General features: G+C 68.9%; 11 protein-coding genes. 2 read left to right on the top strand and 9 right to left on the bottom strand.

Annotated elements, in window-relative coordinates:
• Window positions 1-7: 7 nt before the first annotated feature.
• The 9 genes from mobA to AC3DET_RS12040 form a co-directional block, all read right to left on the bottom strand.
• Window positions 8-568, bottom strand: a complete 561-nt coding sequence (gene mobA, locus AC3DET_RS12080; RefSeq protein WP_488391765.1) for a molybdenum cofactor guanylyltransferase — start codon at window positions 566-568, stop codon at window positions 8-10.
• Window positions 565-1,809, bottom strand: a complete 1,245-nt coding sequence (locus AC3DET_RS12075) for a molybdopterin molybdotransferase MoeA (protein ID WP_337731852.1) — start codon at window positions 1,807-1,809, stop codon at window positions 565-567. Before AC3DET_RS12075 ends, mobA begins: the two co-directional genes overlap by 4 nt.
• A gap of 121 nt (window positions 1,810-1,930) precedes the next feature.
• On the bottom strand, window positions 1,931-2,680 hold the full coding sequence (gene cobA, locus AC3DET_RS12070; RefSeq protein WP_337731930.1) for a uroporphyrinogen-III C-methyltransferase: 750 nt from the start codon (window positions 2,678-2,680) through the stop codon (window positions 1,931-1,933).
• A 64-nt stretch (window positions 2,681-2,744) separates the two neighbouring features.
• On the bottom strand, window positions 2,745-5,507 hold the full coding sequence (locus tag AC3DET_RS12065) for a nitrate reductase (RefSeq protein WP_488391764.1): 2,763 nt from the start codon (window positions 5,505-5,507) through the stop codon (window positions 2,745-2,747).
• Complete coding sequence (gene nirD / locus AC3DET_RS12060) at window positions 5,507-5,872, bottom strand: nitrite reductase small subunit NirD (protein WP_488391763.1); 366 nt, start codon at window positions 5,870-5,872, stop codon at window positions 5,507-5,509. Before nirD ends, AC3DET_RS12065 begins: the two co-directional genes overlap by 1 nt.
• Before the next feature lies 1 nt (window position 5,873).
• Entirely contained in the window at window positions 5,874-8,330 is a 2,457-nt protein-coding gene (nirB, locus tag AC3DET_RS12055; protein ID WP_337731854.1) for a nitrite reductase large subunit NirB, read from the bottom strand.
• An 11-nt stretch (window positions 8,331-8,341) separates the two neighbouring features.
• Window positions 8,342-9,511, bottom strand: coding sequence for a nitrate/nitrite transporter (locus AC3DET_RS12050; protein WP_337731932.1), 1,170 nt, complete (start codon window positions 9,509-9,511; stop codon window positions 8,342-8,344).
• Between the two features lie 418 nt (window positions 9,512-9,929).
• Complete coding sequence (locus AC3DET_RS12045; protein ID WP_488391762.1) at window positions 9,930-11,009, bottom strand: CmpA/NrtA family ABC transporter substrate-binding protein; 1,080 nt, start codon at window positions 11,007-11,009, stop codon at window positions 9,930-9,932.
• 24 nt (window positions 11,010-11,033) lie between these two features.
• The gene (locus tag AC3DET_RS12040; RefSeq protein ID WP_337731933.1) at window positions 11,034-11,606 is read right to left on the bottom strand and encodes an ANTAR domain-containing response regulator; all 573 of its coding nucleotides are present in this window, start codon (window positions 11,604-11,606) and stop codon (window positions 11,034-11,036) included.
• A gap of 96 nt (window positions 11,607-11,702) precedes the next feature.
• Here AC3DET_RS12040 and AC3DET_RS12035 point away from each other — a divergent pair, with 96 nt between their 5' ends.
• Entirely contained in the window at window positions 11,703-12,680 is a 978-nt protein-coding gene (locus AC3DET_RS12035; protein WP_488391761.1) for a precorrin-2 dehydrogenase/sirohydrochlorin ferrochelatase family protein, read from the top strand.
• 103 nt (window positions 12,681-12,783) lie between these two features.
• Window positions 12,784-14,181 (top strand): oxygen-independent coproporphyrinogen III oxidase, encoded by a 1,398-nt coding sequence (gene hemN / locus AC3DET_RS12030; protein WP_488391760.1) that lies wholly within the window; start codon window positions 12,784-12,786, stop codon window positions 14,179-14,181.

The raw sequence follows: 14,181 nt of genomic DNA, 5'->3' as shown, positions 1-14,181 counted from the left end.
GCGATACTCAGGACATCGGATGCTGCAGCGCAACCCAGTCTTCCGGCGTATTGCAGTTGCGCAGCACCTGCTTCCATGGCGATGACGGCAGATGGACGGTGTGCAATCGCTGCTGCAGCGCGCGCAGCGAGCACGCACGTCCCGTGAGGCCACCGATCTCCTCCAGCGTGGCGCGCACGCCGGCATCCAGGCGCAATGCCATCGGCAGGGCATGCGCTTCCACGCAGGCGCAATCCGCGTCCGTTCGCATCAGCGCCTGCAGCAATCCAGACGACAGCAGCGGCATGTCCACCGGCACCACGATCCAGGCGCCGTCCCGCAGGCGGGGAGCGAGTTGTGCCAGTGCGCCCATCGGACCGGTATCGGGCTGCGTGTCCGGCACGCTGTCGAAACCGGGACGATCGCCACTGACGATGACCTCGCGTGCGCCCGCCGTCCGCAGCACTGCATGCATGTGCGTCAGCAACGTGCCGTCGCCCCATGGCAGCAGTGCCTTGTCCGTGCCCATCCGCGACGATCGCCCACCTGCAAGCAGGACGGCACGCCACGTGGGCAACGGCCGATTCATGCCGGGATCCACGGCGGGGGCCGCAGATGGCTGTAGCCATGCACCTGCACGAGCGTGCCTGCTTCGACGTGCTCCGCTTCGGCAGGCAGGCTGATCCATGCGGAAGATCGCGAGAAAGGCAGCAGACGGAACGAGGCCTGCGCCACGTCGACATGCACGCGCATGCATCCTTCCCCATCGCAGCGCAGCGTGGCATGGAAGGCGGCATGCACCCCGGCACGTTTGCTGCATGCGGTGGCGAGCGGCAACCGGCATTCCTGTTCCACGGACATGCCCAGCCATGCGCGCAGCAGTGGCTCGACCAGGAAGCGGAAGCCCACCGCCGTCGACAGCGGATTGCCCGGCAGGCCGACGAACAAGGGCCCCTCGCGCAACCGCGCACAGAACACCGGCTTACCGGGGCGCAACGCCACGCCGTGGAAACGCCGCTCCGCGCCGCGCGCATCCAGTGCGGACGGAATGAAGTCGTAGTGGCCCTTGGACACCGCGCCGGTACTCAGCACCAGGTCGACACCGTCCGCCAGCGCCGTATCGAGCGCAGCCAGGAAATCCGCCACTTCATCGCCGACGCGCACGACGCGGACGGCTTCCGCGCCCGCAGTCGCCAAGGCAGCGGCGAGATAAGGCGAGGTCGCGTCATGGATGCCGCCCGGCGGCAACGGCTGGCCCGGCGCTACCAGTTCGCGGCCCGTCGCCAGTACCGCAACGCGCGGACGGCGCGCCACGTCGACCCGATCGATACCGAGCCCGGCGAGCAGCAACATCTGTGCGTCGCCGACGAACGTGCCCTGCTTCAGCACCACGCATCCCGCCGGTACGTCTTCGCCCCGGCGCCGGATGTTCGCGCCCGGCTCGGCCTGCGCCAGCAGACGGATGCGCGGTGCCCCTGCGTCCCGCACGGCGAGTGCCTCGATGCGCTCCACCGGCACCACGATGTCCGCGCGCGCAGGAAGCGGCGCGCCGGTCATGATCTCCCATGCGGATGCCGCATCGTCCCGCGGCATGTCGCCCGCGCCGATGCGTGCCGCGATCTCCCACTCGCTCCCGGCGGCCTGTGGCTGTCCGCCCGCTGCAAGCGCAACGCCGTCCATCGCCGCATTGTCGAACGGCGGCAACGCGATGGCGCTCACCACGTCACGGCCCAGCACGCGACCTGTCGCTGCGGCGAGCGCGACCTGCTGTACGGCGAGCAGGCGCGCGCCCTCCCGCATCCGCGCCAACGCCTCGTGGTATCCGATCACTGCGCCTCCCTGTCCATGCCGCGACTTCGTCGGCCGTTCCCTGAAGGCCGACGGCGGATCGTCGACAGCCTAGTGCGCGCGCGCGGCGATTGCCAATCACCGCCACACAGGCATGCGGTGCTCAGCCGCAGACCGCCATCGCCCCGGCGGCAGGCTCCACGTGCCCCGCGACGTGCAATGCCTCCGCCAGTGCGGGCCCCACCAGGACCACGCCGGGCTGCCGCGCGTCGAACACCGGCGGCGCATCACGCAGGGCCTGCAATGTGGTCAGCTCGCGCCGTTCATCCCCGCGGCTGGCGCCCTGCACGATGGCGACGGGCGTGTCCGCGCGCAGGTGCGGCAGCAGCCCCGCCGCCAACGATGCGAGCCGCGACATGCCCATGTAGATGGCCAGCGTGGTACCGCTGCGCGCCAGCGCCGCCCAATCCGGCTCGCCGTGGTCGTGCGTATGCGCGGTGACGAAGGTGACCCCGTGGCAATGCTCCCGATGGGTCAGCGACACGCCCAGCGCCGCCGCCGCCGCGAAGGCCGCGCTGACGCCGTTGACGATACGCACGCCCACATCCGCCGCACGCAGGAATGCGATCTCTTCGCCCGCGCGCCCGAACATCAACGCATCGCCGCCCTTCACGCGCACCACGTTCAAGCCCTGCAGTGCGTAACGGCGCATCAGCCGGCAGATGAAGGCCTGCGGGGTGGAACGGCATCCGGCCCGCTTGCCCACGCGCACCACGCGCGCGTACGGCGCGAGCGTGACGATCTGCGGGTCGACCAGTTCGTCCAGCAGCAGCACGTCCGCGGCGGCCAACGCCTTGACGGCCTTGAGGGTCAGCAGGTCCAGGTCGCCCGGACCTGCCGACAGCAGCACCACTTCGGCCGGTTGGCGCATGCGAAGGGAGTCGTTGTGCATCGGCATCCTCAGAGGGTGGTTGATGTCACGCGCGTGCCGGCACGGCGGCAAGGCGATGGAGTTGCGGCAGGCAGGAGCCGCACACGGTTCCGCACCCGAGCTCACGCTTGAGGTCCGCGACATCCGCGCCGGCTTTCACTTGCGCGCGGATGGCGGATTCGCCCACTTGCCGGCAGACGCAGACGATGGGGTCGCGTGCCTGCACGGGGGCGCCGGCGAACGCGGACAGGCGCGTCGCCTGCCAGGACTGGCCCGCGATGGCCGTCGCCAACAGCGACGCGGCCTGTGCGGCGGGTTGCGTGTCGATCCACTGCAGACCATCGATGAAGCTGTCCTGCACGTGCTCGCGCCACGCGACGCGGCGCAACAGGCCGCGTCGCGCATCGCGGTATTCCAGCGTGTCCGGCCCGGTGCGGAGCGCCAGCGCCGACTCCAGCGCCGCCAGCCATGGCTGCGGAAAAGCAGACGCGGACGCCGCGCGCACCACCAGCCATGCAACACCGTCGGATGCGTTGGCCTCTGCCTGCAGGCTGAGCGCGGCGTAGCCGCATTGAGTGAGCAGGGGCTGCACGGCGGCGCGCATCGCCAGCGCATCGCCGCGGCGCGCGGCGAGCAGGTGCCAGCCGAAGTCCGCACGCTCCACGCGCACCGCCGCATGCTTGAGTTCCGGCTGCCGCGAACGTGCATCGACGGCGGGCAGGCTGACTTCGTTGATGCCGCCGCTGGACAGGAACTGGCCATTCCAGTGCATCGCCGCGAACACCGTGCCCGAGCCCATCTCGTCGGACAATTCCAGCGGCAGCACCAGTTCGCCGCGCTTGCTGGCCACGCGCACCAGCTCGCCTGTCTTCAGTCCGCGCCGCGCCGCGTCCTCCGGATGCATGCGCAGACCCGGCTCCGGCGCATGCGCGAACAATGCCGGCACCCGACCGGTGCGCGACATGCCATGCCACTGGTCGCGCAGGCGGCCGGTGAGCAGGCGCAGCGGAAAACGCGCGGACGTCGGCTCGGCGACCGGCCTGTACGGCGTGGCATGGAAGCGCGCGCGTCCGTCCGGCGTGGCGAAGCGGCCATCTTCATAGCGGCGCGCCTGTCCCTGCACGGCACCGGCGGGGAACGGCCACTGCTGCGGCCCACCGGCATCCAGGCGCGCATGATCCAGGCCGCTCATGTCCAGATCACGCCCTGCGGTCAGGCGGCAGTGCTCGTCGAACGCAGCGCCGGCATCGTCGAAATCGAACAATGCCGGCGCGCCCGGCATCGTCAGCCTCGCCTCCAGCCGGCGTGCGACTTCGCGTGCGATCCAGAAATCCGCCTTCGCCTGCCCCGGTGGCGGCACCGCGGCGCGCACGCGCGTCACGCAGCGCTCGGAGTTGGTCACCGTGCCGTCCTTTTCGCCCCACGTCGCCGCCGGCAGCAGCACGTCGGCGAAGGGCACGGTGTCCGTGCCGCGGAAAGCGTCCTGCACGATCACGTACTCGGCGCGCTGCAATGCTTCGCGCACGCGGCCGATGTCGGGCATGGAGTGCACCGGATTGGTACAGGCGATCCACACCGCCTTGACCTTCCCGCTGCGCAGGCCCTCGAACAGCTCCACCGCCGCGAGCCCCGGCTGCGCGGACAAGTGACCGGCCGGCAAGCGCCACAGCGCTTCCAGCTCGGCACGGTCGCCATCGCTGGCGATCTCGCGGTGCGCCGCCAGCATCGTGGCCATGCCGCCGACTTCACGGCCCCCCATCGCATTGGGCTGGCCGGTCAGCGAGAACGGACCCGCGCCGGGACGACCGAGCTGCCGCGTGGCCAGGTGCAGGTGGATCAGCGCGAGATTCTTGTCCGTGCCGTGGACCGACTGGTTCAGGCCCATGCAGTACAGCGACAGCGCCGCGCGGCTGCGACCGAACCATTCGGCCGCAGTGACAAGGTCGGCCACCGGAATACCGCAGATGTCCGCGGACATGCGCGGCGTGTAGTCGCGCAGCAGCTGCTTGAGGTCGGCGAAGCCCGTGGTGTGCGCGTCGATGAAGTCCGCATCGATGCAGCCTTCCCACACCAGGTGATGCAGCATGCCGTTGAACAATGCCACGTCCGTGCCGGGCTGGATCGCCAGGTGCAGGTCGGCCATCGCGGCGGTATCGGTGCGGCGCGGGTCCACCACGATCCAGCGCACATCAGGGTCGCGCGCGCGCGCCTCTTCCAGACGCCGGTACAGCACCGGGTGCGCATACGCCGTATTGCTGCCGGCGAACAGCACCGTCTTCGCCGCTTCCAGGTCGTCGTAGCAGGTGGGCGGGCCGTCGGCGCCGAACGCCAGCTTGTAGGCCGTCACCGCACTGGACATGCACAAGCGCGAATTGGTGTCGATGTTGTTGGTGCCGATGAGTCCCTTCGCCAACTTGTTGAAGACGTAGTAGTCCTCGGTCAGCAACTGGCCCGACAGATAGAACGCCACGCTGTCCGGCCCGTGCCGCGCGATGATGTCCGCCAGCCGGTCGGCGACCGTGTCGAGCGCGAGACCCCAGTCGACCGGACGACGTTCCTCGCCGCGGTGATGGCGCAACTCCGGCAGCAATGCACGCCCCTGCGAGCTGCGTGCGCTGTCGGCCAGCGCAAGGCCCTTGCTGCAGAGGCGACCCCGGTTGGCCGGATGTGCAGGATCGCCTTCCACGCCGATGATGCGTTCGCCGCCGGCATCATGCTCCGTCTGGATCAGCACACCGCAACCGACACCGCAGTAGCAGCAGGTCGAACGCGTCGTCCGGCGCACACTGAACGTGCCGGCGCCGTCCATCAGGCCAACGCCTCCGCCGCTGCAGCCTGGATGTCGGACGCTGCCGCCAGGCAGAGCCAGACCATGCCGTCACGCACTTCCGCGTCGAAACGGCGCGCGCATCCCACGTCGGGTGCGCATGCCTGGCCACTGTCCAGCGCGATCTGCCATGCGTGCAACGGACAGGTCACGGTGTCGCCGGCCACGATGCCCTGCGACAGCGGTCCACCCTTGTGCGGGCAGCGGTCGGCGAGCGCGAACACGCGGTCCTCGGCGGGGCGGAACAGGGCGATGTCGTCCTGCCCTGCGCGCACCAGCACACGCGCGCCCAGCACCGGGATGTCATCCAGCGCGCACACCTCGACCCACGACATGATGACGCCCATGTCAGTCCTCCACCATGACGGGGATCTGGCGATCCAGCCGCAGCGGTGCATACTCGCGCGCCTGCGTGCCGGCGATGCGTGCGGCCCACGGATCCGGCAGCCCTTCGAGCGCGAACAGCAAGCGCTCGAACAGGGCGCGGCGGTTGGCCGCGTCGTCGACCACCTGCTGCTTCACGTAGTCCAGCCCCACGCGGTCGATGTAGTGCACGGTGCGGTCGAGGTAGTAGGCCTGCTCGCGGTACAACTGCAGGAAGGCGCCCGTGTACTCCTTCACCTCCTCGGCGGTCCTCACTTTCACCAGGAAGCGTGCGACTTCGGTCTTGATGCCGCCGTTGCCACCCACGTGGATTTCCCAGCCTGATTCCACCGCGATGATGCCCACGTCCTTGATGCCCGATTCGGCGCAGTTGCGCGGGCAGCCGGACACCGCCAGTTTCACCTTGTGCGGGCTCCACATGTTGGCCAGCACCGTCTCCAGGTCGATGCCCATCTGCGTACTGTTCTGCGTGCCGAAGCGACAGAACTCGCTGCCGACGCAGGTCTTCACTGTGCGGATCGACTTGCCGTAGGCGTGCCCGGACTTCATGTCGAGGTCGCGCCACACCTCGACCAGGTCCTCCTTCTTTACACCCAGCAGGTCGATGCGCTGGCCGCCGGTGACCTTGACCATCGGGATGGCGTACTTGTCGGCGACGTCGGCGATGCGCCGCAACTCGGAGGCGTTGGTCACCCCGCCCTTCATCTGCGGGATCACCGAGAACGTGCCGTCCTTCTGGATGTTGGCGTGCGCGCGCTCGTTGATGAAGCGGCTTTGCGGGTCGTCGACCGCTTCGCGCGGCCACGTCGAAAGCATGTAGTAGTTGATCGCGGGCCGGCAGGTGGCGCAGCCATTCGGCGACCGCCAGCCCATGAACGCGTAGGCCTGCGCGTGCGTCACCAGCCGGTGCTCGCGGATCGCCTGTCGCACCTCGCCATGGCTCAGGTCGGTGCACCCGCAGACGGCCTTGGTCTTCGGCGTTTCCTGGAAATTGGAACCTAGGCAGTTCATCAGGATCTGCTCCACCAGCCCCGTACATGAGCCGCAGGAGCTGGCCGCCTTGGTGTGCTTCTTCACCTCGTCGACGGTGAACAGGCCCTGTTCGCGCACCGCCTTGACCAGCGTGCCCTTGCACACGCCGTTGCAGCCGCAGACTTCATCGCTGTCGGCCATGCTGGCCGCACGGTCCTGGCCTGCCGTGCCGGCGTCGCCCAGTGCCTTCTCGCCGAACACCAGTTGGTCGCGGCGATCATCGATGCCAGCGCCGTCCTTGATCAGCTTGAAGTACCAGCCGCCATCGCCGGTGTCGCCGTACAGGCAGGCGCCCACCAGCTTGTCGTCGCGGATCACCAGCCGCTTGTACAGGCCACCCGCCGGATCGGACAGCACGATCTCCTCGGTGCCCTCGCCGCCCATGAAATCGCCGGCCGAGAACAGATCGATGCCGGTGACCTTGAGCTTGGTCGACACCGCCGAGCCCTTGTAGATGCCGATGCCGTAGGTAGCCAGGTGGTTCGCGCAGATCTTGGCCTGCTCGAACAGCGGCGCGACCAGCCCGTAGGCGATGCCGCGATGACTGGCGCACTCGCCTACCGCATACACACGCGGATCGAACGTCTGCAACGTGTCGTTGACCACGATGCCGCGATTGCAATGGATGCCTGCCGCCTGCGCCAGCGCCGTGTTGGGGCGGATGCCAGCCGCCATCACCACCAGGTCGGCAGGGATTTCCTCGCCGTCGGAGAAGCGCACGGCGACGACCTCTCCATCGGCATTCCCGATCAGCGCACTGGTCGAGGTATCCAGGCGGAACTGCAGGCCGCGCGCCTTCAACGAGGTTTCCAGCAACGCGCCCGCGACCGGATCGAGCTGGCGCTCCAGCAGCCAGCCAGCCAGGTGCACCACGGTCACGTCCATGCCGCGCAACTTCAGTCCATTGGCAGCCTCCAGCCCCAGCAGGCCGCCGCCGATCACCACCGCATGCCGCTTCACCTTCGCGGCATCGATCATCGTCTGCGTGTCGTGGATGTCGCGATAGCCAATCACGCCCTTCAGGTCCTTGCCGGGAACCGGAAGGATGAAGGGCAGCGAGCCGGTCGCGAGCAGCAGGCGGTCGTACTCGGCCTCCGTGCCATCGGCCGCGACCACGCAACGGCGCACGCGGTCGATCTTCACCACTTCCTTGCCCAGGTGCAGGCGGATGCCATGTTCCGCATACCACGACAGCGGATTGAGCACGATGTCGTCGAAGTCCTGTTCGCCCGCGAGTACCGGCGACAGCAGGATGCGGTTGTAGTTCGGATGCGGCTCCGCACCGAACACGGTGATGTCGTACATGTCCGGCACCAGCTTCAGCAGTTCTTCCAGTGTGCGGATGCCGGCCATCCCGTTGCCCACCACCACTAGCCGTGGCTTCTTCATCGTCGTGCTCCTCAGACGCGCGCAGCGCCAAGCGCCGCCCACTGGTTGCGCCACTGCTGGGTGACCCCACGCAGCAATCCCCATGCGAGCAGGGCGATGCAGGCGAAACCCCACAGGCCAAGCCCGTATCCGCCGGTCTGCTGCTTCAGCACGCCCAGGCCGGCGGCAAGCAGGAAACCGCCGACGCCACCGGCCATGCCGATCAACCCGGTCATCACGCCGATGTCGGCACCGAAGCGCTGCGGCACCAGCTGGAACACCGCCCCGTTGCCCGCCCCCAGGCACAGCAACGTCAGCACGAACAGGCTGACCGCGCCCAGCGGTCCGCCAATGCCGATGCCGGCCGCCGCGACCAGCAACGCCACCGACAGATACACCGCCAACAGCGTGCGCGTGCCGCCGACGCGATCGGCGATCACGCCTCCCAGTGGACGCATCGCCGACCCGGCAAGCACGCAGGCCGCAGTCGCCCAGCCGGCCAGCTTGGGATCGAAACCGAACTCGTCGTGGAAATAGCCGGGCAATGCGCTTGCGAAGCCGGCAAAGCCGCCGAAGGTGATCGCGTAGAAGAACATGAACCACCACGCATCGCGGTTTCCGACCAGCACGCGGCCATAGTCGGCCCACCCTTTGCGCACCACCCGCCCGGGCGCCTCCTTCGCGCATGCGGCGAACACCAGCAGGGTCAGCGCCAGCGGAATGCATGCCAACCCGAACACGGCCTGGTAACCGAAGGCCGCAGCGAGCGCGGGTGCGAACAGCGCCGCCAGCACGGTGCCCGAGTTGCCCGCACCGGCAATGCCCATTGCCGTGCCCTGGTGTTCTGGTGGATACCAGCGCGATGCCAGCGGCAATGCGACCGCGAACGATGCGCCCGCGACACCCAGCATCATCCCGAGCAGCAGCACCTGGCGGACGTCATGCACGCCCAGTTTCCACGCGCACAGCAGCGCGGCGATCACCAGCGCCTGCGCCAGCAGGCCGGTGCGCTTGGCGCCGATACGGTCCGCAAGGATGCCCAGTACCAGGCGCAGCAACGCACCGCACAGGATCGGCACCGCCACCATCAGGGCGCGCTGCTGGGTGTCCAGTTGCAGTGCTTCGGCGATCTGCACCTGCATCGGCCCCAGCAGGTACCACACCATGAAACTCAGGTCGAAGTAGAGGAAAGCCGACAACAGCGTGGGCGTGTGCCCGGCCTGCCAGAACGATCGGTTCATTCACGCCATCTCCAGGTGGGGACGCGGACGGTGGACACCGGCCGCGGCAAGGTGGACGACTGCAGCGAGGGAACAAAAAACGGCGCCTTCCGGTTCGCACCGGAAAGACGCCGTTGTCTGCGCGATCGGACCGCCATTGGCCCTACCGCGATATCGGGTTGTGATGGGCACGCCGTTGTGCCCATGTGGACTACCTACGCAAGCGCCGTGCCAATTCCGTGGCTTGCGATGTCGCGGCGTGAATGATGAAAGAATTCAATCCGTTAGCGTTGAACTCCGCTTGGACACGCCACGCGCCATCGATCCGGTAACCCGCGCGACGCACTCCGCAAGTGCAAAGGCGCACCGCGATCGTGCGCCGCGACAAACGTGTCGGGGCTCAGCCCCAGGGCGCGCCGTCGAACAACACACAATGGCGCTCGTCGCCCGCGGGCACCGTCACGCCAAGCGTGCGTGCCGCCTGCCGGTAGGTATCCAGGCGATGCACGTCGTGCAGCCAGTCGTCGTCGCCGGCATGGCGTGCCGAGGGCAACCAGCCCCAGCGCCGGAACTGGCGCAGGAAACCGCGGCCATCGGACAGCCACGGGAAATTCGCGTCTCCATCCGCGTGGAAGCGCAAGCCTTCGCCGGGTTGTTCGCCGTCGCGTGGCCGCAGGCAGGCCGCGATGCGGTCAGCGGGCAGGCCGATCGCATCGGGCTCCGCCAGCCATGCCACGACATCGGCATGGTGTGCGGGATCGTCCAGCCAGCGGCAGGCTTCCAGCACCGTGGTCGTCAGCGCCAACGCCACCTCGGGCTGCAGCGCAGCGAAGTCGCGCCGGCACGCGAGCACCTTCTCCGGGTGCCCCGGCCAGAGCTGTCCGCTGCGGATCACGCGACGTCCCGCGCCGATGGCTTCGGCCTGCGCGCCCCACGGTTCGCCCGCGCAGAAGCCATCCAGTTCGCCGCGCGCCAGCGCATCGGGCATCTGTGGTGGCGGCAGCGTCACCACGTCGATCCCGTGCATGGGGTCGACACCCTGCGCGGCGAGCCAGTAATACAGCCACACCGCATGCGTGCCGGTGGGAAAGGTCTGCGCGAACACCGGCGTGCGCGGCAGCGCGCGCACGGCATCCGCCAACGGACGACCGGCCGCGACCGCCTCGGCCAGCAGCGGCGACAGGGTGATCGCCTGGCCGTTCTGGTTCAGGCCCATCAGGATGGCCAGGTCGGCGCGCGGTCCGCCGATGCCGGTCTGCACGCCATAGACCATCGCCGCCATCGCGTGGACCGCATCGAATTCGCCCGACAGCACGCGATCGCGGATCGCGGCCCACGAGGCCTGCCGGTGCAGGCGCAGGTGCAGCCCGTGCCGGTGGTCCAGGCCCAGCCGCGACGCGGCGATCAGCGGCGCGCTGTCGATCAGCGGCATGAAGCCGATGTCGAGCGTGCGGTGCCCCGGGGCGGTGGTCGGTGTCATCGTCGTGCCTTCATCGATATGTCTTCATCCCAGCAGGTCGGCCATCGCGATGATCCGCCGCGCCACATCGGCCAGGCGGAGGCCCTGTTTCATCGCCTGCTGGCGCAAGGCGGCATACGCGTCGGCCTCGCTCATGTTGCGCTTGTCCATCAGCAGCCCCTTGGCGCGATCGATGTCCTTGCGGTCGCGCAGCTGCTGCTCCAGGTCGTCCAGCTTCTGCCGCACGTGCGACTGCTGTTCGAAGCGCGCCATCGCCACGCGCAGGATCGGCGCCAGCCGCGCGGGTGCGAGGCCGTCGACGATGTACGCCGCCACGCCCGCACCCAGTGCATCGCGGATCAGGCGGTCGTCGCCGTCGGACGCGAACATCACCACCGGCTTCGGTGCCTCCCTGTGCAGCATCGCGAGCTGTTCCAGCATGTCGCGCGACGGCGAGTCGACGTCGAGGATGATCACGTCGGGCTGCTGCAGCTGGACCGCCTTCAGCAGCCCGGCGGCGGTCGCCACCTGCGGCAGCACGTCATAGCCGACCGCCAGCAGCGCCTCGCGCAGTTCCGCGATCGGCTTGTCGGTGTCGTTGACCAGCAGGACGCGCAGCATCGTGGGTGATGGCTCGGTGGCTTGACGTGGCTCTCGCCCGCATGTTGCCATGCAACAAACGCCACCGCGAGCCCCTTCGCCGGGAAGATGCCGATGCCGCTGTATCCGCTGTTCGCCGACCTGGACCAGCGCGACGTGCTGGTGGTGGGCGGCGGTGACGTCGCCACGCGCAAAGTGGAAGCGCTGCTGCGCGCAGGCGCTCGCGTGCGCGTGTGCGCGCGGCGCGTGTCCGCGCAACTGGCCGACTGGATCGCGACCGGGCGCGTGCAGCATCTCGCGGATGCGTTCGAGCCCGACTGGCTGGACGACGTGTGGCTGGTCGTCGCTGCGACCGACGACGGCGTGCTCAACGCCCGGCTCGCCGGCGAAGCCGCGGCGCGCAAGCGGCTGGTCAATGTCGTGGACGATGCGGCGTTGTCGACGTTCCAGGTGCCGGTGGTGGTCGATCGCGATCCGCTGCTGGTGGCGATCTCCTCCTCCGGCGCGGCGCCGATGCTGGCGCGGCGACTCGGCCGGCAACTGGAATCGCAGCTCGACGACGCCTGGGGAGACCTGGCGGCCCTGTTCGCGCGCCACCGCGAAGCGATCCGCCAGCGCTTCCCCGACCTGGCCGAACGACGGCACTGGTACGACGCGCAGATCGACGGCGAGGTGATGGCGCGGCTGCGCCACGCCGATACCGGGGGGGCGGAACGGGCGCTGCTGACGGCGCTGCAGTCGAGGGACGCACCGCCACCGCGCGGCACCATCACGCTCATCACGCTGCCCGGTGGAAATGCACCCCAGCTCACGCTGCACGCATTGCGCGCGATGCACCAGGCCGACCATGTCCTGTTCCACGACAGCATGGGGGACGCGGTCGTCATGCTGGCACGCCGCGATGCCGTGCGCAGCGTCGCGGCAACGCTGGACGGCGACGTGCCCGGTTCGCTCGGCGCCCAGGCGGCGGCGGGCAGGCGTGTCGTCGTGCTGTGGCCGGACACGTCCCCGCTGTCCGTGCTGGATGACGCCACCGCCGACGCGATGCTGGAACTGATCGAATGCGGCGGACAGGCGCGGCGCCTGCGCTGATCCGCCGAGGCGTGCCCTCACGACCCTGAAGCCTGCGACGGAAAGCCGCGGCCGATTGACCCATATCAAGGACAGCCCCGAGGCGCTTGCCTAGGCTGCACCCATGGCCAGCCTGTCCTCCCTGTTCGATCCCGAGCTGCTGCGGCGTTACGACACGCCGGGGCCGCGCTACACCTCGTATCCCACCGCGCCGCAGTTCTCGCCGGGCTTCCAGGAAGCCGACCTGCGCGAGATGGCGGCGATCACCAACGGCGATCCGATCCCGCGCCCGCTGTCGCTCTACCTGCACATTCCGTTCTGCACCAGTCCGTGCTTCTACTGCGGCTGCAACCGCATCATCACCCGCGACACCGCGCGCGGCGCCGCGTATCTCACCCGGCTGTACCGCGAAGTGGCGATGACGTCGGCGCTGTTCGACCGCGACCGCGACGTGGAGCAGGTGCACTTCGGCGGCGGCACCCCCAACTTCCTGTCGCCCGCGCAGATCGCCGAAGTGATGGACGTGCTGCGCCGGCAGTTCTCGTTCGCGCCCGCCTCCAGGCTGGACTGCTCGATCGAGCTCGACCCGCGCTTCATCACGCCGGACGAGGTGGGCGAACTCGCCGCCGCAGGCTTCAACCGCGCCAGCCTGGGCGTGCAGGATTTCGATCCGGACGTGCAGCGCGCCGTCAACCGCATCCAGAGCGTCGAACAGACGCTGGCGATCATCGACGCCTGCCGCACGCATGGCCTGCAGTCCGTGAACGTGGACCTGATCTACGGCCTGCCGAAGCAGAGCCTGGAGGGCTTCTCGCGCACGCTCGACATCACCCTCGAGGCACGACCCGATCGCCTGGCGATCTACAGCTACGCGCACCTGCCGTCGATGTTCCGCCCCCAGCAACGCATCAACGCCGACGACCTGCCCTCGCCCGAGGTGAAACTGGGCCTGCTGCAATGCGCGATCGACAAGCTGGGCGAAGCCGGCTACGTCTACATCGGCATGGATCACTTCGCCCTGCCCGGCGACAGTCTGGCGCTGGCGCAGCAACGCGGCGACCTGCACCGCAACTTCATGGGCTACACCACCCACGCCGAAAGCGACCTGCTGGGGCTTGGCGTCAGCGCGATCAGCCACATCGGCCCGAGCTTCAGCCAGAACCCGCGCGATCTGGGCAGTTGGGAGCAGGCCATCGACCAGGGCCATCTGCCGGTGTGGCGCGGCATGCGGCTGGAAGAAGACGACGTGATCCGTGCCGACGTGATCCAGCGGCTGATGTGCGACGGCGCACTGGACTACCGCGACCTCGGCCGGCGCCACGTGATCGACTTCACGGCCTATTTCGTCGACGCCCTGGCGCACCTGCGCCCGCTCGAAGACGACGGCCTGGTGGAGCTGGCGGCCGACGGACTGCGCGCGACCTCGCACGGGCGGTTGCTGTTGCGTATCATCGCGATGTGCTTCGACCGCTACCTGCCCACCGCCGCAGCCTCGACGCCCCGCTTCTCGCGCACGGTGTGA

It is taken from the genome of Pseudoxanthomonas sp. 97-1-1, assembly GCF_057773125.1.
The sequence above is the reverse complement of the archived record's forward strand: the minus strand, read 5'-3'. Positions and strand labels throughout refer to the sequence as shown.